This is a genomic window from Aromatoleum petrolei (genome assembly GCF_017894385.1).
GTDB lineage: Bacteria > Pseudomonadota > Gammaproteobacteria > Burkholderiales > Rhodocyclaceae > Aromatoleum > Aromatoleum petrolei.
In genome coordinates this window covers 4,012,041-4,033,653 of sequence record NZ_CP059560.1, presented here as the reverse complement: position 1 = coordinate 4,033,653, position 21,613 = coordinate 4,012,041, and the positions used below count along the sequence as shown (strand labels likewise).

Genomic DNA, 21,613 nt, shown 5'->3' with positions numbered 1-21,613 from the left:
CGGCCGGAATCCGCGCGTCAGTCCTCTACGAGTTGCAGGTCGAGCCCGGAGGCTGTGAACTTGCTCGCCGTGGCCGGCTCGCCGTCGACCGAGAGCTCGCGCAGCGCCTCGCCGAGACGACGGACGGCAATCGTCGCCAGCATGGTCCGGAACAGCTCGCGCAGTTCGTCCGTCGCGAGAGCCAGCGCTGAAGGATTGACCTCGAGATAGGTCGTCGGGCTTACCGAGGTCACGGTCGTCATGTGCCGGTGCCGAGTGCTGTCGAGCCACGCGATCTCGCCGAACACCTCGCCCGCACCGACCCGGCTCACGCGCCGCCCTTCAACCGACACCTCGATCTCGCCCTCGACGACAACGCCGAAACGCTGGTCCGCGTCCCCCTCGCGAATCAATGCCGTCCCGCAGTCGACGACACGCCACGCCGAAATGCGCAGCACCTCCCACAGCTCGATGTCGTCGAACTCCGTGAAGCAAACCAGCTTGCGCAACTGCGAAAAACGGCTGGTATCGGGCGGCACGTAGGTGTCGTCCACCAGCTGGTAGCGCACCGCCGACAGATCCTTCGCGAACTCGGCACCATTCTTGTAGCGCGAATACAGATCCTTTTCGAGCGCCTTGCGGATCACCGCATCCATCTGCTCGGGCAGTTCTGGATTGAGTTGCGAGACGCGCGGTGGATCCGCATTGATGATCTTGTAGATCAGCTGGGCCGGATTGCTCGCCCGGAACGGCAGGCGTCCGGTGAGCAGATTGAACAGTACGACCCCGAGCGAATAAAGATCCGTCTTCTGGTTGAGCTGATAGCCCTTGATCTGCTCCGGGCTCATGTAGGCGGGGGACCCGACCCCCATGATGAAGGTCGAGTCCGACTCCACCTTCTTGCTTATGTTCAACGCAAGGCCGAAGTCGGTGATCTTCACGTTGTCCTGGTCGTCGACGAGGATGTTCGCAGGCTTGATGTCACGATGGACGATACCTTGGCGATAGGCGTAATCGAGCGCCATGCAGCACTTGAACACGATCCCGATCGCCCGGTGAACCGGCAGCATGCGCTCGAAGCTGCAATAGCGCTCAAGCGATTCGCCTTGAAAATACTCCATGACCACGTAGGCCTGTTCGGCCTCGATCACGACGTCATGCACGTGGATGATGTGCGGATGATCCAGACGCGTCGAGACGGCCCTTTCCGCCTTGAGGAGCTTCAGTAGGCGCCGGTTCCACTTCGACTCGTCCTTAGACTTGTCGCTGAATCGAATCAGCTTGAGGGCGACGGGCACCGGCCAATCGGCGGACTCCGCCATATAGACGACCGCCGTCGCACCGCGCCCCACCTCCTTCACGATGCGGTACTTCCCGATTGTCAGCGGCATCTCGCTCATGTCTGGTCCGACCCCGGCCTCCCGCGCCTCCGTCTGGTACCGCGCGCGATTGAATCCTGACACACGCGGGTGCGCATCGGCAACCCGGCGAACTATTTGTAACCAAGCCCTTGAAACAACGAGACCAGCCCCCATGTTCCGCCCGTCGAACGAACATACGGAGCTCCACCCCATGCAGGATAACAAGCCCTCCGCCGAGGTCCCCGAAGAGCTGCTGCAGGCCCCCACTGGACAATCCGGCGACGCCCCGCGAGGCGAAGCGGCCGATGAACGCGCGGGCGACTCGATGCCCAGCCTGGAGGAATCGTTGCGGCAGGCGGAACTGAAGGCCGCCGAGCATCACGATGCCTGGCTGCGCGCGAAGGCCGAGGCCGAAAACATCCGTCGACGCGCACAGGAAGACATTGCAAAGGCTTCGAAATTCGCGGCGGAGAAATTCGCGAATGCGATGCTGCCGGTCAAGGACAGCCTCGAAGCCGCCGTGGCGACCGAGAATCAGACCATCGAAAGCCTGCGCGAAGGAGTCGAACTGACCCTGAAGCAGCTCGCATCGGCGTTCCAGTCCGCCGGCGTGACCGAGGAAAACCCGGTAGGCAGCAAGTTCGACCCCAACCGCCACCAGGCCATCGCGATGGTCGAGGCGGAAGGTGAGGCAAACACCGTAGTGAACGTACTGCAGAAGGGCTACCTGCTGCATGAGCGCGTGCTGCGTCCTGCCATGGTGACCGTTTGCAAGGGCAAGAGCGCCTGAGTTGGCCCCCCTTGAAATCGACGACTGCACCCCTAAATAACTGACAGCACAATCCGGCAAGCCGGCCGCTGGCGGAGCGAACCATCCGCCTCCCCGGCTTCCCCAAAACGAAAGGAACTGACATGGGCAAGATCATCGGCATCGACCTGGGCACCACCAACAGCTGCGTTTCCGTGATGGAAGGCGGCAAACCCAAGGTCATCGAGAACTCCGAAGGGGCACGCACGACGCCCTCGATCGTTGCATATGCGGACGACGGCGAGATCCTCGTCGGCGCACCGGCCAAGCGCCAAGCCGTCACGAATGCGCGGAATACCCTGTTCGCGGTGAAGCGCCTCATCGGCCGCCGCTTCGAGGAAAAGGAAGTGCAGAAGGACATCGACCTGATGCCCTTCACGATCGCCAAAGCCGACAACGGCGACGCGTGGGTCGAAGTGCGCGGCAAGAAGATCGCTCCGCCGCAGGTTTCGGCCGAAGTGCTGCGCAAGATGAAGAAGACCGCCGAGGACTACCTCGGCGAAGAAGTCACCGAAGCCGTCATCACCGTTCCGGCCTACTTCAACGACAGCCAGCGCCAGGCGACCAAGGACGCCGGCCGCATCGCCGGCCTCGAGGTCAAGCGCATCATCAACGAACCGACGGCGGCGGCGCTTGCCTTCGGCATGGACAAGAAGCCGGGCGACTCCAAGATCGCCGTGTATGACCTTGGCGGCGGCACCTTCGACATCTCGATCATCGAGATCGCCGACATCGATGGCGAACACCAGTTCGAAGTGCTGGCGACCAATGGCGATACCTTCCTCGGCGGCGAGGACTTCGACCAGCGCCTGATCGACTACATCGTCACGGAATTCAAGAAGGAACAAGGCGTCGACCTGAAGAACGACGTGCTCGCGCTGCAGCGCCTGAAGGAAGCCGCCGAGAAGGCCAAGATCGAGCTCTCCTCCTCGCAACAGACCGAGGTAAACCTGCCCTACATCACGGCCGACGCCACCGGTCCGAAGCACCTCGCGATCAAGATCACGCGGGCGAAGTTCGAATCGCTGGTGGATGACCTCGTCGAGCGCACGATCGAGCCGTGCCGCATCGCCCTCAAGGATGCCGGCGTGAAGGTCGCCGACATCGACGACGTGATCCTTGTCGGCGGCATGACGCGCATGCCTAAGGTGCAGGAGAAGGTCAAGGAGTTCTTCGCCAAGGAGCCGCGCAAGGACGTGAACCCGGACGAAGCCGTTGCGGTCGGCGCCTCGATCCAGGGCGGTGTGCTCCAGGGCGAAGTCAAGGATGTGTTGTTGCTCGATGTCACCCCGCTGTCGCTGGGCATCGAGACCCTCGGCGGCGTCATGACCAAGCTCATCCAGAAGAACACCACAATCCCGACCAAGGCTTCGCAGGTCTTCTCGACGGCCGACGACAACCAGAGCGCAGTGACGATCCACGTGCTGCAGGGCGAACGCGAGATGGCGTCCGGCAACAAGAGCCTGGGCCAGTTCAACTTGTCCGACATCCCGCCGGCACCGCGCGGCATGCCCCAGATCGAAGTCACCTTTGACATCGACGCGAACGGCATCCTGCACGTCTCGGCCAAGGACAAGGCCACCGGCAAGGAGAACAAGATCAAGATCCAGGCCAACTCGGGCCTCTCGGACGACGAGATCCAGCGCATGGTGCAGGACGCCGCCGCGCACGCGGAAGAGGACAAGAAGGCACACGAACTGGTCGACGCCCGCAACCAGTGCGACGCGCTGGTGCATTCGGTGAAAAAGTCGCTCACCGAGTACGGCGACAAGATCGATGCCGACGAGAAGGCCAAGATCGAAGCCGCGATCAAGGACGCCGAAGAGTCGCTGAAGAGCAACGACAAGGCGACGATCGAGGGCAAGACCCAGGCCCTCGCGATGGCCAGCCAGAAGCTCGGCGAACAGATGTATGCCCAGGCCCAAGGCGCCGAAGCTGGCGCCGCAGGTGCTGCCGGCGGTTCGTCGGGGGGCTCGAAGGCGGCCGATGCCGACGTCGTGGACGCCGAGTTCACCGAAGTCAAAGACAAGAAGTGATCGCTCGCCGGGCGGCGAGATGATGGCCGAGCCGACGCCGGAGGAGCACTTCCGGCAGGCTCGGCCTTTGCATGACAGGGCGGTCCGCGCGGCCGCCCCAGCCTGAGCGACAGGAAATGGCAACGAAACGGGATTACTACGACGTACTTGGGGTCAATCGCGACGCCACGGACGACGAAATCAAGAAGGCCTACCGCAAGCTGGCCATGAAACACCATCCGGACCGCAATCCGGACAACAAGGAAGCCGAGGAGAAATTCAAGGAGGGCAAGGAAGCCTACGAGATCCTCTCCGACGCACAAAAGCGCGGCGCATACGATCGTTACGGCCACGCCGGCGTCGATCCCTCAGCCGGCCCGGGGCCAGGCGGCCAGGGCTTCGACGGCTTTGCCGACGCGTTCTCCGACATCTTCGGCGACATCTTCGGCGGAGGCGGAGGTCGCGGCCGCTCAAATGTCTACCGCGGCGCCGACCTGCGCTACAACCTCGAGATCTCGCTCGAGGAAGCCGCACGCGGCGCAGAGAAGACGATCCGCATCCCGACCGTCGAAGAGTGCGACACCTGCCACGGCAGCGGCGCAAAGCCCGGCACGCAACCCAAGCCCTGCCCCACCTGCGGCGGCGCTGGCCAGGTGCGCATCCAGCAAGGCTTCTTCTCGATCCAGCAGACCTGCCCGAAGTGCCACGGCACCGGCCGCATCATCCCCGACCCTTGCCGCGACTGCGGCGGCGCCGGTCGCGTGAAGCGCCAGAAGACGCTCGAAGTGAAGATTCCTGCTGGTATAGACGAAGGCATGCGCCTGCGCCACGCCGGCCACGGCGAGCCCGGCGTCAATGGTGGCCCCCCCGGCGACCTCTACGTCGAGATCCACATCCGCCAGCACTCGGTGTTCCAACGCGAAAATGACGATCTGCATTGCGAAATGCCGATCAGTTTCACCACGGCCGCGCTGGGTGGCGAGATCGAGATTCCGACACTGGAGGGCATGGCGCGCCTCAAGATCCCGGCCGAGACCCAGAGTGGGCGGGTCTTCCGCCTGCGTGGCAAAGGCATCCGCAACGTACGCTCGCAGGCGCACGGCGACCTGATGTGCCACGTCGTTGTCGAGACGCCGGTAAACCTCACCGAGCGTCAGAAAGAACTGCTGCGGGACTTCGAGGAAGTGTCGCGCGGCGACGCCGATCGCCACAACCCCAAGGCCAAATCCTGGATGGACAAGGTGAAGGAGTTCTTCGGCGGATGATGCCGCGAACGGATTGGCTGCGGTGCACAGACTGCGCTGCGGCCAATCCGGTATCGCCCGAATTCGCCTTTTTGCGCCCGGTAACACGGGCGCAAAAAGGGCTCAGGCGTTCAGGCGCGCCGCCACAGGGTTCCCTGCGACGTATCCTCGAGTGCGATGCCGCGTGCCAGCAGATCGGCACGGATACGGTCCGCCTCGGCAAAATTCCTCGCCTTCTTCGCCTGCGCGCGCTGTTCGATCAAGGCCTCGATCTCGCCGGCCTCGTCACTCCCCGCCTCCGCAGCCCGCCCCTGGAGGAAGGCCACCGGATCGCGGCCGAGCAAGCCCAGCACCCCGCCCAAGCCCTTCAGCTGCGCTGCCATGGCCGCCGAGCCGCCGCGGTTCGCCTCGTTCGCGAGATCGAACAGTACGGCAACGGCCTCGGCAGTATTGAAGTCGTCGTCCATCGCCTCACGGAAGCGCCGCGCGTGCGCCTCCTCCCAATCGACGGCCACGTCCGCCGGCGCGACGTTTCGCAGCGCCGTATACAAGCGCGTGAGCGATTGACGCGCATCCTCGAGATGAGCGTCCGAATAATTGAGCGGGCTGCGATAGTGCGCGCGGAGAATAAAGAAGCGCACCACTTCCGCGTCGTACTTCTTCAGCACATCACGAATCGTGAAGAAATTCCCGAGCGATTTGGACATCTTCTCGTCGTCGACGCGGACGAAGCCGTTGTGCATCCAGTAGTTGACGAAGGTGTGACCGTGCGCCCCCTCCGACTGCGCGATCTCGTTCTCGTGGTGGGGAAACTGAAGATCCTGCCCGCCGCCATGAATGTCGAAATGATCACCCAGCAGGTCCGAACTCATCGCGGAGCACTCGATGTGCCAGCCTGGACGCCCCTCGCCCCAAGGCGACGCCCACTTCACCTCGGCAGGCTCCTCAATGCGCGCATGCTTCCACAGCACGAAATCGAGAGGATCCTGCTTCTCGCCGGCGATCTCCACGCGCTCCCCTGCACGCAGCTCGTCGAGCGACTTGCCCGAAAGCTTGCCGTAGCCGTCGAACTTGCGCACCGAATAGCATACGTCGCGATTCTCGGCAACGTATGCGAGCCCCTTGTGATGAAGGCGCTCGATCAGGGACTGCATCTGCCCCACATACTCCGTCGCGCGCGGCTCGTGGTCGGGCCGCAGCACGCCGAGCGCGTCGGCGTCTTCGTGCATTGCGGCGATGAAGCGATCGGTCAGCACACGGATCGATTCGCCGTTTTCGCTCGCACGACGAATGATTTTGTCATCGATGTCCGTAATGTTTCTGACATAAACGAGATCGAACCCACTCGCGCGCAGCCAGCGCGCAACCATGTCGAACACAACCATTACACGAGCATGGCCGAGATGGCAAAAATCATACACAGTCATGCCGCATACATACATCCGAACCTTTCCAGGCTCGATCGGGGCAAAAATTTCTTTTTTTCGCGTCAATGAGTTGTGAATCTGAAGCATGGCATTTTCCGCAAGGCTGCGCAGAAGGACAGCATTCGATGGGACATCGTCTCCTCACGCAGCGCCGCCACGATCCGGAAAGCACAGCGGGCCCCTCAGCGTGCGCGCCGAGGCGAACACCCCGCCGTGATGCAGCTTCCGTTATTTGATAGAATGTCGCGCTAAATCCGCGTGGATCAACGCAAACCGTCCGATTCTAACACAATGAAGATGCGCCCCAATTCCGCCCTGGCCGTGTTGGCCCTCATCGTCGGTCTCGGCGCGGCTCCGCTGCTGCAGGCGGCCGACAACGTCGCCCAAATTCAAACGCTGGTCAATCAGGGCCAGCACACGCAGGCACTGGCAATGGCCGACCGGGTACTCGCCGGAAATGCCAAGGAACCGCAGGCGCGCTTCCTCAAGGGCATCGCACTCACCGAGCTGAACCGCCCGGATGAGGCGGTCGCGGTATTTCAGAAGCTAACCGAAGACTTCCCCGAACTGCCCGAGCCCTACAACAACCTCGCTGTGCTTTACGCCCAGCAGCGCCAATACGACAAGGCGCGCTCGGCCCTGGAAATGGCAATTCGCACCCACCCAAGCTATGCCACCGCGCACGAGAACCTCGGCGACGTCTACGCGCGCCTGGCAAGTCAGGCCTATGACAAGGCACTGCAGCTCGACTCGGCCAACGCGGCGGCGCAGTCCAAGCTCGCGCTGATCCGCGAGATGATGTCCTCCGGCTCCAAAACCCGTACCGCTGCACAGGGCGCGCAGACGCGCACCGTGCCCGCATCCGCCCCTGCCGCCCCTGCCGCCACGCCCGCAACGGCTCCAGCGCCCGCCGTAGCCCCGGTGGCCACTGCCACACCGGCAGCTTCAGCGCCGGCCGCGGCCCCTACGGCCAAGCCGGCCGCTACTGCCACGGCTCCAGCCGCTGCCCCGGCGGCGGTACCCCCGACTGCTTCACCCGCACCTGCGGCGCCGTCTCGCCCTGCAGCGCAGGAGCCGGTACCCGCTGCTGCAGCCAGCTCAGCCACCGAGCACGAGGTGCTGCAGACGGTCGAAGCCTGGGCCAAGGCTTGGTCACGTAAGGACGTGAAGGCTTACCTCGGTTTCTACGACAAGGAGTTCCGCACCCCGGGTGGCGTGTCCCGCAAGACATGGGAAGAGGAGCGCGAGCAACGCGTTGCCAAACCCGGCCGCATCGCTGTCGTCATCGAAAAACCCGATGCCAAGGTGGACGGCCAAGTGGCAACGGTGCACTTCCGCCAGAAATACGAGTCCGCGGGCTTCAGTTCCAGCACAAGCAAGACGCTCGAACTCGTCAAACGTAACGGTTCGTGGCGCATCCGCCAGGAGCGCGTCGGAGGATGAAGGGCATGACAATCGGACGAAATGGGTTCGTCCGAATGATCGCAACACTGGCCGCTGCGGCGCTGCCGCTCGCCGCTGCCGCGGCCCCTGCTCCGCTCGGCATCTCCGACTCCGGCCCGGATGCATCGCTCGAATACGTCTTCACGGAGATCGAAGCCAACCGACTCGAAAGGGCACTCCAACGCACCGACGAATTGCTGCATGTCTACCCGAATTTCCGCCTGGCCCATCTGATCAAGGGCGACCTGCTGCTTGCACGCTCCAAGCCGATCTCGACGTTCGGCAATGCGTCGGCCCCAGCTGAACGAGTCAACGGACTGCGCGACGAGGCGATTGCGCGCCTGCGCGCGTATCGGGAACGACCCGCTGCGACGCGTCACATCCCACGCTACCTGTTGCAGATGGGCCCGGACCAGCGCTTCGCGGTCGTCGTGGACACCAAGCGTGCACGCCTGTACGTGTACGCCAATGAGGGCGGAAAGCCACGTTTCGTCGCCGACTACTACATCAGCCACGGGAAGGCCGGCGCGGACAAGCGCGTCGAGGGCGACAACAAGACTCCCCTCGGCGTCTACGAAGTGACCTCGTTCATCGAACAGGCCAAGCTGCCTGATCTGTACGGCAGCGGCGCCTTCCCGATCAACTACCCGAATGAGTGGGATCGGCGTCTCGGCCGCACAGGACACGGAATCTGGTTGCACGGCACCCCAAGCGACACCTACGCTCGTCCGCCGCTCTCTTCCGAGGGCTGTGTCACACTCGCGAATCAGGACTTCCTTAAACTATCGAACTTCGTCCAACCCGGTCTTACGCCGGTGATCATCAGCAACGAGATCGAATGGCTGTCACTGGACGACTGGCAGACCGAACGCCGTAACCTGCAACTCGCGATCGAGGACTGGCGCCGCGACTGGGAGAAGACCGCGGACGTGAGCCGCTACCTCTCCCACTATTCCAAGGACTTCCGCAGCGACACCCAGAATCTCGCTGAGTGGTCAGAACAGAAACGCAAGATTGCCCGAAGCCGCCAATGGATCAAGGTGCGTCTCGACAAGTTGAGCATGTTCCGTAATCCGGGGCGCGACGATATCGTCGTCGTGACTTTCGAGCAGGACTATCGCAGCGACGACCTGTCCGACCGCGTACGCAAGCGCCAGTATTGGCTCAAGGAAGACGGTCGCTGGAAGATCGTCTATGAAGGCAAGGCCTGACGGCCGTCCCAAAATTCACCCCTCAACGGAAGCTCGCCATGAAACGCGTTTTCACAAGCCTGATTCTCTTCGTCTGCTGTGCCATCGCGCAGGCCGCCAATCCCATGGTCGAGATGCGCACCAACCAGGGCACGGTCGTCCTCGAGCTGTTTGCCGATAACGCTCCCAAGTCGGTCGAAAATTTCCTCGAATATGCGAAGAGCGGCCACTACAATGGCACGATCTTTCACCGAGTCATCGATGGTTTCATGATCCAGGGCGGAGGCTTCGATGGATCACTGAATCAGAAACCGACTCGCGCACCGATCCAGAACGAGGCCAAGAACGGGCTGCGCAACGAAACCGGGACGCTCGCCATGGCACGGACCTCCGATCCCCACTCTGCCACGGCGCAGTTCTTCATCAACCTCGTCGATAACAGCTTCCTCGACTATCCTTCGCGCGACGGCTGGGGCTACGCCGTGTTCGGCAAGGTGAGCAGCGGCATGGACGTGGTCCAGAAGATAGGCAAGACGCGCACCGGTCTCGTTCGTGGCATGCGCGACGTCCCGACCGAACCGGTCATCATCGAGTCGGTCCGCCTCATCGAGGCCGCGAAAACCGGCCAATCCAAGTAACGAATCCCGAGGAGCCCTCAATGGCTGTCAAACTGCATACGAACCACGGCACAATCACGCTCGAACTGGATGCCGACAAGGCCCCCGAAACGGTCAAGAACTTTCTCGACTACGTCAGCGCCGGCCACTACGACAACACGATCTTCCATCGCGTGATCAAGAACTTCATGATCCAAGGCGGCGGTTTCGAGCCTGGCATGAAGCAGAAGCCTACCCGCGAGCCGATCAAGAACGAAGCCGACAACGGCCTGAAGAACCTCACGGGCACGATCGCAATGGCCCGCACCCAGGCCCCCCACTCGGCCAGCGCCCAGTTCTTCATCAACGTCGTCGATAACGACTTCCTGAATTTCCGCGCGCCGGACATCCAGGGCTGGGGCTACTGCGTGTTCGGCCGCGTCACGGAAGGCATGGACGTCGTGAACAGCATCCGTGCGGTCCAAACCGGCTCGAGCGGCTTCCACCAGGACGTGCCGGTCGAAGACGTCATCATCGAACGCGCCGAGATCGTCTGATCTCACCGGGCCGACCCGTTTCAACCGCCCATTCGCGCATGTCGGCCCTGTTTATCGCGGATCTGCACCTGTCCGAGAACTGCCCGGACAACACCCGCGCTTTCCTCGAGCTGGTCGACGGGAAGGCGCGGGAGCTCGACGCCCTGTACATCCTCGGCGACCTGTTCGAATACTGGGCGGGCGACGACGACCGTGACGCGCCGCTGAACCGGGAGGTCGCGGGGGCTCTTGCCTCACTTGCCGCCGGTGGCACGCGGGTCGGTTTCGTCGCAGGCAACCGCGATTTCCTCGTCGGCGCGGATTTCGCCCGGGCTGCCGGGCTCACCATCCTCCCCGACCCCACCGAAATCGACCTCGACGGCCGCCGGGTCCTGATCACCCACGGCGACAGCCTGTGCACAGACGACCACGCCTACCAGGCGTTCCGACGACAGGTCCGCGATCCACAGTGGCAGCAAGCATTTATTGCCCGCCCCCTCGCGGAACGCAGGATGATCATCGAAGGCCTGCGCAAGCACAGCGAAACGGCAAAGCAGGAAAAGGCGGAGGAAATTATGGACGTTAACACCGCAGCCGTTGACGCCCTCCTGCGCGCCCACGATTATCCAATACTCATCCACGGCCACACGCACCGGCCGGCACATCACCTGCATCATGTGGACGGGCGGCAGTGCGAGCGCTGGGTCCTGTCCGACTGGCGCGGGACGGCAAGCTGGCTGTCGTGGGAGGGAAAAGCCTTCCACCCCGGCCCGTGAGGGCATTGCCCTTCCCCGCAGGCGAGCGCCGCGCGCCCGCCCCCGTAGAGATCTTCAGCCGACCAAGCCGCGCGCGAGATCCGCGCGCAGATCTTCGACAGACTCGAGGCCGACGGCGATCCGCAGCAATCCCTCGGTAATGCCGGCTGCGGCACGCGCTTCAGCCGTGATGCGCCCATGAGTCGTAGACGCCGGATGAGTGATAGTGGTCTTGGTATCCCCAAGGTTGGCCGTGATCGACATCAAACGCGTCGAATCCACGACCCGCCATGCGCCCTCTCGCCCGCCGGCGACTTCGAAGCTTACGATCGCCCCGCCGGACTTCTGCTGCCGCATCGCGAGTTCATGTTGGGGATGGGACGCCAAGCCGGGGTAATAGACCCGCTCGACGCCCGCCTGCTGCTCGAGCCAGCGCGCGAGCTCAAGGGAGGTCTTGGACTGCGCCTCCATGCGGATACGCAAGGTTTCCAGCCCCTTCAGGATCACCCACGCGTTGAACGGCGAGATCGCGGGGCCGGCGGTGCGCAGGAACTTCAGTACATCATCGACGATGGCTTTCTTGCCGACCACCGCACCGCCGAGTACCCGCCCTTGGCCGTCGAGGTATTTCGTGGCGGAATGCACGACCACGTCGGCCCCCAGTTCGAGCGGACGTTGCAGCGCAGGCGTACAGAAACAATTGTCGACCGCGAGGATCGCACCGCAGGAATGCGCGATTTCGGCCACCACGGCGATGTCGATGACCTCGGTGAGGGGATTCGACGGCGTCTCGATGAAAAAGAGTCGCGTGCGCGGCTTTATCGCTGCGCGAAAGGCGTCCGGATCGGTCGCCGGCACGAAAATCGTCTCGATGCCGAACCTGGCCAGAATCGTGCCGAAAAGCTGTTGCGTGGCACCAAAGAGCCCCATCGACGCGACCACGTGGTCGCCGGCCTGCAATGTGGCCATCGCCAGCGAGAGGATGGCCGCCATACCCGAGGCCGTCGCGACGCACGCTTCACCCCCTTCCAGCGCAGCAAGGCGCTGCTGCATTGCCGTCACGGTCGGATTGGAGAACCGGGCATAGACGTTGCCCTCATCGGCCCCCGAAAAGCGCGCCGCAGCCTGGGCCGCGCTCTCAAAGACGAAGCTCGAGGTCAGATAGAGGGCTTCGCTGTGTTCATTGAACTGGCTGCGCGCAATCCCCGCACGCACGGCCAGGGTGTCAAACTCGTACTCGCTCATTTCCGCTCGCTCGTCCTGCTCAGTTGTCCTGATTTGCCACCAGGTTCAGATCGAGCTGGCCTCCTTCGCCGTCGTCGCCCGACTTGCTCTCGCCACGCTGGTTCTCGACGCCGTTCAGGTACTCGGCCGTAATATCGCCGGTGACGTAGCAGCCGTCGAAACAGGAGGTCTCGAAGAACTTAATCGCGGGATTGACCGCGCGCACGGCGGCCTTGAGATCGTCGATGTCCTGATAGATCAGTCCGTCGGCACCAATCACTCGGCGGATCTCGTCCTCGCTTCGGTCGGCAGCGATCAGCTCGGCACGAGTCGGCATGTCGATGCCATAAACATTGGCATAACGAACCGGAGGCGCAGCCGAAGCGAGATACACCTTCACGGCACCCGCATCGCGCGCCATCGTCACGATCTCGCGACTGGTGGTACCACGAACGATCGAATCATCGACCAACAGGACCTTCTTCCCCTTGAATTCCTGCGGGATGGTGTTGAGCTTCTGGCGAACCGACTTACGTCGCGTGGCCTGGCCGGGCATGATGAAGGTGCGCCCGATATAGCGATTTTTGACGAAGCCTTCGCGATATGGGAGGCCCAGCCGGTGCGCCATCTCCATCGCAGCAGGGCGACTGGAGTCCGGGATCGGGATCACGACGTCGATGTCGGCGTGAGGTACGACGCGCTTGAGTTTGTCAGCCAGGAATTCGCCCATCTTGACGCGCGACTCGTAGACGGACACCCCGTCCATCACCGAGTCGGGACGCGCCAGGTACACGAACTCGAACATGCAGGGCGCTTCGACGGTCCGGTCGGCGCACTGCCGGCTGCGGAAGTTGCCTTCCGTATCGATGAGGATGGCTTCACCCGGTGCGACGTCGCGCAAGGTCTTGAAACCGAGAACATCCATCGCGACCGATTCGGAGGCCACGAGCCACTCCTGGCCGCCATTCACGTCGTTGCGCCCCACGACCAGCGGCCGAATGCCGAACGGATCGCGGAAGGCCAGCAGGCCGAAGCCGGCGATCATCACGACGACGGCGTACGCGCCGCGGCAGCGGCGATGCACGCCCGCCACGGCACGGAACACCGCGTCTTCATCGAGCTTGAAGCCCTTGGCGGCGGCCTGCAACTCGTGCGCGAGCACGTTCAGCAGCACCTCCGAATCGGAGTTGGTGTTGATGTGGCGCAGATCCGAAAGGAACATCTCGCGCTTCAGTTCCTCGGAGTTCGTCAAATTGCCGTTGTGGGCCAATAGCAGGCCGAAAGGCGAATTCACATAGAACGGCTGCGCTTCCGCGGGATTGCATGCCGAGCCTGCAGTCGGGTAGCGGACGTGGCCGATACCCCAGTTTCCGACCAGATTGCGCATATTGCGCGTGCGGAACACATCGCGCACGAGCCCGGGCCCCTTGTGCATGAGGAAGCGCCCGCCCTCCGACGTCGCGATACCCGCCGCATCCTGTCCGCGGTGCTGCAGCACCTGCAGGCCGTCATAGAGCAATTGATTGACCGGGGATTTTGCTACGACCCCAATGATTCCGCACATGGAATAGCACCTATCTGTATCGAATCTTTGTGGCCACCACATCGGGCAGCCACGGTTTGGCAGCGATCACTGCCGTCTCCAGCGGGGGCGCGAACATTGCGTTCGACCACCATGGTTCGTGCGCAATTCCGATCAGGCCGCCGAAAAGCACCACCGCGAGAGCAATGGCAACCCCGCGAGCGGCGCCGAACAGAGCGCCGAAAACGCGGTCGGCCGTACCCAGCCCCACCGCCTTGAGCAGTTCCCGAAGCAAAAAACGCAACAGCGCCGCAAGGACCAGCACCAGAACGAAGATCAGCGTAAATGCAGCAATCTGGCGCCAAGCCGGATCGAAAATCATGTCCACAAGCAGTGCGGACGCCTCTCCTGCGTAGCGCCAAGCGGCGAAGAGCGCAACCGCCCAAGCAAGCAGTGCGATCACCTCGCTCACCAACCCGCGCCACATGCCGACAGCCGCCGACAAAGCGAGAACACCGAGGAACGCGTAATCGAATACCGTCATCGCAGATGTCTGCGCACACTCATTTCGACACGACCGAACCGCTCAACCCGCTCGCTCGCACGCGCTGGGCGGCCTTATCGGCGTCGTCGCGCCCACCGAACGGCCCAATCCGGACTCGTGTCATCGCGCCGACTTTTTCAGTGTAGGCCGCAAAGCCCCTTCTTTTGAGGTCCGCCGCAATCGAAGCGGCCTTGGCGCCATCACCGAAGGCACCGATCTGGACGACGAAACTGTTTCCTGCAGCCGGCGCGGAAGCGACCGCAGGCTTCCCGTCGAGAATGGCTTGTGCGCGCGCGCTGTCGGATATCGCGTTCTTCGCCGCCGGTGATGGCGCGGGCTTCTGTGGCTCGACCGCGATCAATGCGGAGCTGCCTCCCTTTTGGGCGCCTTCCGGCGTCGGGGCGGGGCGAGGCAGGGGCGGAGTGATTGCGGCGGCTTCCTGCCGCTGTGCCTCGGTAGGAGCTGGCATGGGCGGCTGCTCGTCCGGCGGAGGCGCGATCGGCGGCTCGGGTTCGCGTGCCGGACGACTCGCGATCGGGCGCGACAGCGCATTGTCGGCCTCGCGGTCGGGAATCGTGACCTGGATGTCCTGCGTTGGAGCGTTCGGTTCCTGATCCATCACCATCGGGAGGATGATCGCGGCGAGCAGCGCCAAGGCGGCGGCCCCAACCAAGCGACGCCGGGCGCGCTTCTTGAGTTCGACGTTGTCGCTATCGGTCACGCGGAGCCTCAATGACGAGCGGCACGGGCGGCAGCCAAAACATCCGCGACCGTCAGGAATGAGCCAAAGGCTACGATTCTATCACCCTCGCCAGCAGATTGACGGGCGGCCTCGTAGCCCTCGACGGGTTCAGCGAAAAGCTGGATGTCACCACGCACACCAACGCTGCGCAGCCGCTCTGCAAGCCTCTCGGCGCTGAGCCCGCGAGCCCCGGGGAGACTCACGAGCATCCAGTGGTCGACGCGATCCTCGATCAGCCTCACGACCCCTTCAACATCTTTGTCCGCGAGCATTCCCAAGACCGCCCACGTCTCGGGGAAAAAGCCCATGTTCGACAGGTTTTCCGACAGTACGCCCGCAGCCTGCGGATTGTGCGCAACGTCAAGCACGACCGAAGGTTTTCCCGGCAGCACCTGGAAGCGCCCTGGCAGTTCCACGAGCATCAGCCCCTGGCGCACCGCCTGCATGGACACGGGAATCCGCTGCCTCAGGGTTTCCAGCGCCATCAGTACGGCCGACGCATTCAGAAGCTGGTTGGCGCCGCGCAGCGCAGGATAGGCAAGACCTCCCCGACGCACACCACCCTTACTCCACCACGCCCACTGCGTGCGGTCACCGCTGTGTCCGAAATCTTGGCCAACGAGCTTCAGTTCGGCACCGATCGCGCGTGCATGATCGACCAGCGTGGCCGGGGCCATCGGATCGGCACAAATCGCCGGACGTCCGGCGCGGAAAATTCCTGCCTTCTCCAAGCCGATCTTCTCCCGCGTGTCGCCCAGCCAGTCCATGTGGTCCATCGCGATCCCCGTCACGATGGCACAATCGGGGTCGATCGCATTGACCGCATCAAGGCGCCCCCCCAGGCCGACCTCGAGGATGACTACATCGAGCGGCTCGCGGCAGAATACCCACCAGGCGGCGAGCGTACCCTGTTCGAAATACGTCAACGAGGTGTGTCCGCGCGCCTCCTCGACGGCACGAAAGGCATCCACCAGGATCCGGTCCTCAACCTCGCGCCCATCGATGCGCACGCGCTCGTTGTAACGCAGCAGATGAGGCGAGGTGTAGCAGCCAACACGATATCCGGCAGCGAGCAGGATCGCCTCGAGCATCGCGCAAGTCGAACCCTTGCCGTTGGTACCGCCAACGGTGATCACCACAGCGTCGCTGCGCACGCCGAGCGCGTCGCGCACACGGGAGACGCGCTCCAGGCCAAGCTGAATCTGGGTGGCATGGCGGCTTTCGAGCAACTCGAGGCAGCCGCTCAGGGAGTCGGGAAATTGCATGAAGGGAGACGGCAGTCAGACGCCGATTGCTGGCTGGCGGGTCAACAGGGTCAGAAGTTCGGCGACCTTCGAGCGCATCTCGCGCCGATCGACGATCATGTCGATCGCACCTTTTTCGAGTAGGAATTCCGAACGCTGGAAGCCTTCCGGCAGGGTTTCCCGCACGGTCTGCTCGATGACACGCGGGCCGGCAAAACCGATCAGCGCGCCGGGTTCGGCGATCACCACGTCCCCCATGAAGGCGAAGCTCGCCGACACACCGCCCATCGTGGGGTCGGTGAGAATCGTGAGAAATGGCAGCTTGCGCTCGGCAAGTTGCGTGATCGCGGCCGTCGTCTTTGCCATCTGCATGAGCGAAAAGAGACCTTCCTGCATGCGCGCACCGCCGGTGGCGGTAATGCAGATGAAGGGCAGTCGCTGCTCGAGGGCCGCCTTCGCACCACGCACAAAACGCTCACCGACCACGGAGCCCATCGATCCTCCGAGAAACTCGAATTCGAAGCAGGCCACCACGACCGGCACCGTCAGGATGGCCCCCTGCATCACGACCATAGCATCGGCCTCACCGGTATCGTCATTGGCGGCCGACAAGCGCTCGGTGTAGCGCCGCGAATCCTTGAACTTTAGCGAATCGACCGGCACGACCTCATTGCCGATCTCGAAGCGCCCTTCCGCATCGAGCAGCATATCGAGCCGGGCGCGCGCACGCAGGCGCTGATGGTGGCCGCACTTCGGACACACGCTCTGGTTGCTTTCGAGATCTGATCGATAAAGCACAGCCTCACAGGCCGAACACTTACTCCAAAGACCCTCCGGAATTGATTTGCGCGCAGCGCTCTCGGCGCGCTTGATCTTGGGCGGCAGCAGCTTCTGAAGCCAACTCATCGCGGAGCTCCTTGGATCTGGTCGAGCGCGGCACGCACGCCCGCAACGAAGTTCTTTACCCGGGCTACCGCCTGATCGAGCGGACTGTTTTCGATTTCCTCGATGATGCGACTGCCGATCACGACCGCGTCAGCCACTTCGCCGATGCGACGAGCCGATTCGGCATCGCGGATTCCGAAACCGACGCCAACCGGCATGCCGACGCCTTCCCGGATCTGCGGCATGCGTGCGGCGACATCATTGAAATCGAGCGCCCCCGACCCAGTCACACCTTTGAGCGAGACGTAGTAGATGTAGCCGCTGCCGATTGTTGCGACCTCGCGGATGCGCTGTTCGGTGGAAGTCGGCGCGAGAAGGAAGATCGGATCGATGTCGGCCGCCTTGAGCGTGCGTGCAAACACCGCGCACTCCTCCGGTGGGTAGTCGACGACAAGAACACCGTCCACACCGGCAGCAGCGGCTGCGGCGACGAAACGCTCGACGCCCATGGCCTCGATCGGATTCGCATAGCCCATGAGAACGACCGGAGTACTGCCGTTCGTCGCGCGAAACTCGCTTACCAGTGCAAGGACCTTGCGCAGGCTCATTCCATTGATGAGTGCACGCTCGGACGCGCGCTGGATCGTCGGACCGTCGGCCATCGGATCGGAAAACGGAACACCCAGTTCGATGATATCCGCTCCGCCTTCGACGAGCGCATGCATCAGCGGCACGGTGAGTTCAGGAGCGGGGTCGCCCGCGGTGATGAAGGGGATCAGAGCCCGCCGCCCGGAGGCCTGCAGGCTCTGAAAAACTGACTGGATTCTGGACATAAGCGGTATCGGGATGCGCGGGCCGAAGACCCGCGAAGTCAGAACTGGATGCCGGACTTTTCGGCGACGGTGTGCATATCCTTGTCGCCGCGACCGGAAAGGTTGACCAGCAGGATCTTGTCGCGCGGCAGGGTCGGCGCAAGTTTCATGGCATAGGCAATGGCGTGGGACGACTCGAGCGCGGGGATAATGCCTTCGAGGTGGCACAGATCGTGGAACGCGGCCAACGCCTCCTCGTCGGTGACACCGACGTACTCCGCCCGATCGCTGTCCTTGAGCCAGGCATGCTCCGGCCCGACTCCGGGATAGTCGAGCCCCGCCGAGATCGAGTGCGTCTCGATGATCTGGCCGTCCTCGCTCTGCAGCAGGTAGGTACGGTTCCCGTGCAGCACGCCGGGGGTCCCGCCGGTAAGACTGGCCGAGTGACGCCCGGAGTCCAGCCCCTCGCCGTAGGCCTCGACGCCGATCAGCCTGACTCCGGGAACACCGATATAGGGGTAGAAGATACCCATCGCATTCGAGCCGCCGCCGACGCAGGCGACCACATAATCGGGCTGACGTCCGGTCATTTCGGGCATCTGTACGAGACATTCCGTACCAATAACCGCCTGGAAGTCGCGCACCATCATCGGATAGGGATGCGGACCGGCAACCGTGCCAATGATGTAGAAGGTATTGTGGATGTTCGTGACCCAGTCGCGCATTGCTTCGTTGAGCGCGTCTTTCAAAGTTCTGGAGCCTGACTCGACCGGAACAACCTTCGCTCCCAGGAGCTTCATGCGGTACACGTTGGCCGCCTGGCGCTTCACATCCTCGGCACCCATGTAAACAACGCAGTCCATGCCGTAGCGTGCGGCCACGGTCGCAGTAGCGACCCCGTGCTGACCAGCACCGGTTTCGGCGATCACACGCGGCTTTCCCATGTAGCGCGCAACAAGTGCTTGCCCGATGCAGTTGTTCACCTTGTGCGCGCCGGTGTGGTTCAGATCCTCTCGTTTGAAATAGATCTGCGCACCGCCGAGTGAATCGGACATGCGTTTTGCATGGTAGATCGGGCTCGGCCGACCGACGTAGTGCTTGAGCTCGTATTCGAACTCGGCCATGAAGGCCGGGTTGTTCCGGCATGCCTCGTAGGCCGCATTGAGTTCGTCCAGCGCCGGAATCAGCGTCTCGGCAACGAAGACACCACCGTAAGGCCCGAAATGGCCGCGCGCATCAGGAAACCGGTATGGCTTGTCAGCCGTCTGCATTGCGTACTCCAGCAACGAACGCGGCAATCCGTGCCGCATCCTTGATACCCTTTCCCGACTCCACACCGCTGGACACATCGACAGCCCACGGCCTTATGCGGCGGACTGCCTCGGCTACGTTGCCGGGGTCCAGTCCACCGGAAAGGATCAGCGGCCGCCCGAGGCGCTCGGGAATCAGGGACCAATCGAAAACCTTGCCGCCACCACCGTAGCCGTCGACAAACGCGTCGAGCAGCAATCCGGCAGCAGACGGGTGGGAAGCGGAGAATTCTACCAGATCGACCCCGGGGCGCACTCGCGCAGCCTTGATCCAGGGACGGCCGAACGCCGCACATTGAGCTTCGCTCTCATCACCGTGAAACTGCAGGAGCTGCAAGGGCACCTGAGCAAGCGCCTGGAGCACGTAAGCAGCATCGGCGTTGACGAAAAGTCCCACTGTCGTGACGAAAGGCGGCACCAGCGCCGCCAGCTCCGCCGCGCGCTCGAATGCGACGAAACGCGGGCTGGGGGGATAGAACACCAGTCCGATCGCATCCGCGCCAGCCTCGACGGCGGCATGCACATCTTCGGCGCGGGTCAGGCCGCAGATCTTGATTCGGGTTCTGGACACTCAGACGAAGGGGATACGCGGGAGAGCGATGATACGCCCTTCATCCGGCAACGGCCAGTGCGAAGGGTATTCGACGCCGGCGAGATACAGTCCGTCGGGGGTAAAGGTCATCGCGGCCCGGCTCCGGTCGCACGACTGCAATACGTCCGCCATCCATTCCGGGGGGAAATGGCCCTTGCCGACATACAGGAGCGAGCCGACAAGGTTGCGCACCATGTGGTGCAAGAAAGCATTCGCCCAGAAATCGAAGACGATGTAGTCCCCGTCGCGCTTGACCTGTGCTTCGTGCATGAGCTTGATCGGCGACTTCGCTTGGCATCCGGCCGCACGGAAGGCCGAAAAGTCGTGCCAACCGATGAGGGAACGAGCCGCCTCGACCATCGCGGATTCATCAAGCAGGGGGTGAAACCACCCCACACGCCCCGCCAGGAGCGCCGGGCGCACGGGCGAGTTGTAGAGGATGTATCGATACCGGCGCGAAACGGCGCAGAAGCGCGCGTGAAAATCCTCGCCGACCTCCACCGCCCAACGCACCGACACGGGCCCCTTCAGCCGCGCATTCGTGCCCCGTACCCAACTGTACGGTTCCCGTGCGGCCGGCGTGTCGAAGTGCACCACCTGCGCAGTCGCATGAACACCGGCATCGGTCCGCCCGGCACAGTGGAGCCGCACCGGATGGCCGGCCATCCCTGAAAGGGCCGCCTCGAGATGATCCTGCACAGTCCGCCCGTGCGACTGGCTCTGCCAGCCCTGAAACGAGTCCCCAGCATATTCGACACCAAGCGCTATTCTCATCGTGCGACTCCGAACCACAGCACTGCCACGACGAGGATCGCGAGCAGGAGTGTCCATTCCCGCCGCGTCAATCGTTCACGTGCCAACACGATTTTCTCGGTACCGTCATCATCGGAACCATCGTTGGTCAGCCACTCGCGCCACTCGGAGGGCCGCCCCGACTCGACAAAGTGCAGAACGAGCATGAGGCGCACTGCAAGGCGCTGGGTGGGGAGCCCTATCCGTCCGAATGGGCTCAACAGCGCGTTCAGTCCGCTAACCAGACGCGAGACAGGAAGCCCCTCCATCAGCACGGCCACGCACAGCACGACCCCAATCAATCGCCCCACGTGTTCGGCAGCCAATATCACCCCTTCGCGGCTCGGACTGAGCTCAGGAATTCCGGGAAAAAGTGCCTCACCTGGCGTGAATCCGGCAAACAGAACGAGAATGGCAAGGATCAGGAAGCGCACGCGTCGCAGCAGCTTGAGGCTGCGCAACGGGGCAAGCCACCAGCCAGCAAGCGCACACAACAGGAGCGCCGCCCCCAAAACCTGCGGTGGCAACAGCTGCAGGACGACGACAGACGCCATCCACAATGCGATCAGAAATCCGGAATGCATAAAAATGA

At 63.1% G+C, this 21,613-nt stretch carries 21 protein-coding genes; 8 read left to right on the top strand and 13 right to left on the bottom strand.

The genetic code is table 11. The features are described from left to right. Positions 1 to 17 precede the first annotated feature (17 nt). Positions 18 to 1,379 carry a serine/threonine protein kinase gene (locus ToN1_RS18410; RefSeq protein WP_169206102.1) on the bottom strand — a complete coding sequence of 454 codons (1,362 nt, stop codon included), beginning with the start codon at positions 1,377 to 1,379 and terminating at the stop codon, positions 18 to 20. Between the two features lie 172 nt (positions 1,380 to 1,551). On the opposite strand from ToN1_RS18410, the gene grpE reads away from it, so the two are divergent. The 3 genes from grpE (at position 1,552) to dnaJ (ending at position 5,428) form a co-directional block, all read left to right on the top strand. Continuing rightward, positions 1,552 to 2,130 carry a nucleotide exchange factor GrpE gene (gene grpE / locus ToN1_RS18405; protein ID WP_169206103.1) on the top strand — a complete coding sequence of 193 codons (579 nt, stop codon included), beginning with the start codon at positions 1,552 to 1,554 and terminating at the stop codon, positions 2,128 to 2,130. A gap of 122 nt (positions 2,131 to 2,252) precedes the next feature. Continuing rightward, on the top strand, positions 2,253 to 4,184 hold the full coding sequence (dnaK, locus tag ToN1_RS18400; protein WP_169206104.1) for a molecular chaperone DnaK: 1,932 nt from the start codon (positions 2,253 to 2,255) through the stop codon (positions 4,182 to 4,184). Between the two features lie 116 nt (positions 4,185 to 4,300). After that, positions 4,301 to 5,428: a molecular chaperone DnaJ gene (dnaJ, locus tag ToN1_RS18395; protein WP_169206105.1), complete on the top strand. Its 1,128-nt coding sequence runs from the start codon at positions 4,301 to 4,303 to the stop codon at positions 5,426 to 5,428. A gap of 110 nt (positions 5,429 to 5,538) precedes the next feature. On the opposite strand, the gene cysS is transcribed toward dnaJ, so the two are convergent. Continuing rightward, positions 5,539 to 6,921, bottom strand: a complete 1,383-nt coding sequence (gene cysS, locus ToN1_RS18390) for a cysteine--tRNA ligase (RefSeq protein ID WP_169206106.1) — start codon at positions 6,919 to 6,921, stop codon at positions 5,539 to 5,541. Between the two features lie 204 nt (positions 6,922 to 7,125). On the opposite strand from cysS, the gene ToN1_RS18385 reads away from it, so the two are divergent. Genes ToN1_RS18385 through ToN1_RS18365 form a run of 5 tightly spaced genes read left to right on the top strand, consistent with a single transcriptional unit; the run spans position 7,126 to position 11,375 of the window. After that, positions 7,126 to 8,277 (top strand): nuclear transport factor 2 family protein, encoded by a 1,152-nt coding sequence (locus ToN1_RS18385; protein ID WP_169206107.1) that lies wholly within the window; start codon positions 7,126 to 7,128, stop codon positions 8,275 to 8,277. A gap of 35 nt (positions 8,278 to 8,312) precedes the next feature. After that, positions 8,313 to 9,488: a L,D-transpeptidase family protein gene (locus tag ToN1_RS18380; RefSeq protein WP_244860825.1), complete on the top strand. Its 1,176-nt coding sequence runs from the start codon at positions 8,313 to 8,315 to the stop codon at positions 9,486 to 9,488. 38 nt (positions 9,489 to 9,526) lie between these two features. Further along, on the top strand, positions 9,527 to 10,105 hold the full coding sequence (locus tag ToN1_RS18375; RefSeq protein WP_169206109.1) for a peptidylprolyl isomerase: 579 nt from the start codon (positions 9,527 to 9,529) through the stop codon (positions 10,103 to 10,105). Between the two features lie 20 nt (positions 10,106 to 10,125). After that, on the top strand, positions 10,126 to 10,620 hold the full coding sequence (locus ToN1_RS18370; protein ID WP_169206110.1) for a peptidylprolyl isomerase: 495 nt from the start codon (positions 10,126 to 10,128) through the stop codon (positions 10,618 to 10,620). 38 nt (positions 10,621 to 10,658) lie between these two features. Beyond that, on the top strand, positions 10,659 to 11,375 hold the full coding sequence (locus ToN1_RS18365; RefSeq protein ID WP_169206111.1) for a UDP-2,3-diacylglucosamine diphosphatase: 717 nt from the start codon (positions 10,659 to 10,661) through the stop codon (positions 11,373 to 11,375). A 54-nt stretch (positions 11,376 to 11,429) separates the two neighbouring features. Here ToN1_RS18365 and ToN1_RS18360 read toward each other — a convergent pair whose 3' ends face one another. The 11 genes from ToN1_RS18360 to ToN1_RS18310 all read right to left on the bottom strand — a co-directional run bounded on the left by ToN1_RS18360 (position 11,430) and on the right by ToN1_RS18310 (position 21,605). Continuing rightward, positions 11,430 to 12,599, bottom strand: a complete 1,170-nt coding sequence (locus ToN1_RS18360; RefSeq protein WP_169206112.1) for an O-succinylhomoserine sulfhydrylase — start codon at positions 12,597 to 12,599, stop codon at positions 11,430 to 11,432. Between the two features lie 19 nt (positions 12,600 to 12,618). Then, positions 12,619 to 14,142 (bottom strand): amidophosphoribosyltransferase, encoded by a 1,524-nt coding sequence (gene purF / locus ToN1_RS18355; protein WP_169206113.1) that lies wholly within the window; start codon positions 14,140 to 14,142, stop codon positions 12,619 to 12,621. A gap of 10 nt (positions 14,143 to 14,152) precedes the next feature. Continuing rightward, the gene (locus tag ToN1_RS18350; RefSeq protein WP_169206114.1) at positions 14,153 to 14,644 is read right to left on the bottom strand and encodes a CvpA family protein; all 492 of its coding nucleotides are present in this window, start codon (positions 14,642 to 14,644) and stop codon (positions 14,153 to 14,155) included. 19 nt (positions 14,645 to 14,663) lie between these two features. Beyond that, positions 14,664 to 15,299 carry an SPOR domain-containing protein gene (locus ToN1_RS18345; protein WP_248281522.1) on the bottom strand — a complete coding sequence of 212 codons (636 nt, stop codon included), beginning with the start codon at positions 15,297 to 15,299 and terminating at the stop codon, positions 14,664 to 14,666. Between the two features lie 74 nt (positions 15,300 to 15,373). Next, entirely contained in the window at positions 15,374 to 16,651 is a 1,278-nt protein-coding gene (gene folC, locus ToN1_RS18340; protein WP_169206116.1) for a bifunctional tetrahydrofolate synthase/dihydrofolate synthase, read from the bottom strand. A gap of 15 nt (positions 16,652 to 16,666) precedes the next feature. Then, positions 16,667 to 17,536: an acetyl-CoA carboxylase, carboxyltransferase subunit beta gene (gene accD, locus ToN1_RS18335; protein ID WP_169206117.1), complete on the bottom strand. Its 870-nt coding sequence runs from the start codon at positions 17,534 to 17,536 to the stop codon at positions 16,667 to 16,669. Then, complete coding sequence (gene trpA, locus ToN1_RS18330; protein WP_169206118.1) at positions 17,533 to 18,348, bottom strand: tryptophan synthase subunit alpha; 816 nt, start codon at positions 18,346 to 18,348, stop codon at positions 17,533 to 17,535. The genes accD and trpA overlap by 4 nt, the downstream gene beginning before the upstream one ends. Before the next feature lie 38 nt (positions 18,349 to 18,386). Further along, entirely contained in the window at positions 18,387 to 19,598 is a 1,212-nt protein-coding gene (trpB, locus tag ToN1_RS18325) for a tryptophan synthase subunit beta (protein WP_169206119.1), read from the bottom strand. After that, positions 19,585 to 20,208 (bottom strand): phosphoribosylanthranilate isomerase, encoded by a 624-nt coding sequence (locus ToN1_RS18320; protein WP_169206120.1) that lies wholly within the window; start codon positions 20,206 to 20,208, stop codon positions 19,585 to 19,587. Before ToN1_RS18320 ends, trpB begins: the two co-directional genes overlap by 14 nt. Then, positions 20,209 to 21,003, bottom strand: coding sequence for a tRNA pseudouridine(38-40) synthase TruA (truA, locus tag ToN1_RS18315; RefSeq protein ID WP_169206161.1), 795 nt, complete (start codon positions 21,001 to 21,003; stop codon positions 20,209 to 20,211). Further along, a complete protein-coding gene (locus tag ToN1_RS18310) occupies positions 21,000 to 21,605 on the bottom strand; it encodes a CbiQ family ECF transporter T component (RefSeq protein ID WP_169206121.1) in 606 nt (201 codons plus the stop codon). Before ToN1_RS18310 ends, truA begins: the two co-directional genes overlap by 4 nt. Positions 21,606 to 21,613 lie beyond the last annotated feature (8 nt).

Bases quoted from the DNA above. Each gene is read 5' to 3' on its own strand.
- ToN1_RS18410 (WP_169206102.1), bottom strand. From the start codon at position 1,379: ATGAGCGAGATGCCGCTGACAATCGGGAAGTACCGCATCGTGAAGGAG.
- grpE (WP_169206103.1), top strand. From the start codon at position 1,552: ATGCAGGATAACAAGCCCTCCGCCGAGGTCCCCGAAGAGCTGCTGCAG.
- dnaK (WP_169206104.1), top strand. From the start codon at position 2,253: ATGGGCAAGATCATCGGCATCGACCTGGGCACCACCAACAGCTGCGTT.
- dnaJ (WP_169206105.1), top strand. From the start codon at position 4,301: ATGGCAACGAAACGGGATTACTACGACGTACTTGGGGTCAATCGCGAC.
- cysS (WP_169206106.1), bottom strand. From the start codon at position 6,921: ATGCTTCAGATTCACAACTCATTGACGCGAAAAAAAGAAATTTTTGCC.
- ToN1_RS18385 (WP_169206107.1), top strand. From the start codon at position 7,126: ATGAAGATGCGCCCCAATTCCGCCCTGGCCGTGTTGGCCCTCATCGTC.
- ToN1_RS18380 (WP_244860825.1), top strand. From the start codon at position 8,313: ATGATCGCAACACTGGCCGCTGCGGCGCTGCCGCTCGCCGCTGCCGCG.
- ToN1_RS18375 (WP_169206109.1), top strand. From the start codon at position 9,527: ATGAAACGCGTTTTCACAAGCCTGATTCTCTTCGTCTGCTGTGCCATC.
- ToN1_RS18370 (WP_169206110.1), top strand. From the start codon at position 10,126: ATGGCTGTCAAACTGCATACGAACCACGGCACAATCACGCTCGAACTG.
- ToN1_RS18365 (WP_169206111.1), top strand. From the start codon at position 10,659: ATGTCGGCCCTGTTTATCGCGGATCTGCACCTGTCCGAGAACTGCCCG.
- ToN1_RS18360 (WP_169206112.1), bottom strand. From the start codon at position 12,599: ATGAGCGAGTACGAGTTTGACACCCTGGCCGTGCGTGCGGGGATTGCG.
- purF (WP_169206113.1), bottom strand. From the start codon at position 14,142: ATGTGCGGAATCATTGGGGTCGTAGCAAAATCCCCGGTCAATCAATTG.
- ToN1_RS18350 (WP_169206114.1), bottom strand. From the start codon at position 14,644: ATGACGGTATTCGATTACGCGTTCCTCGGTGTTCTCGCTTTGTCGGCG.
- folC (WP_169206116.1), bottom strand. From the start codon at position 16,651: ATGCAATTTCCCGACTCCCTGAGCGGCTGCCTCGAGTTGCTCGAAAGC.
- accD (WP_169206117.1), bottom strand. From the start codon at position 17,536: ATGAGTTGGCTTCAGAAGCTGCTGCCGCCCAAGATCAAGCGCGCCGAG.
- trpA (WP_169206118.1), bottom strand. From the start codon at position 18,348: ATGTCCAGAATCCAGTCAGTTTTTCAGAGCCTGCAGGCCTCCGGGCGG.
- trpB (WP_169206119.1), bottom strand. From the start codon at position 19,598: ATGCAGACGGCTGACAAGCCATACCGGTTTCCTGATGCGCGCGGCCAT.
- truA (WP_169206161.1), bottom strand. From the start codon at position 21,003: ATGAGAATAGCGCTTGGTGTCGAATATGCTGGGGACTCGTTTCAGGGC.
- ToN1_RS18310 (WP_169206121.1), bottom strand. From the start codon at position 21,605: ATGCATTCCGGATTTCTGATCGCATTGTGGATGGCGTCTGTCGTCGTC.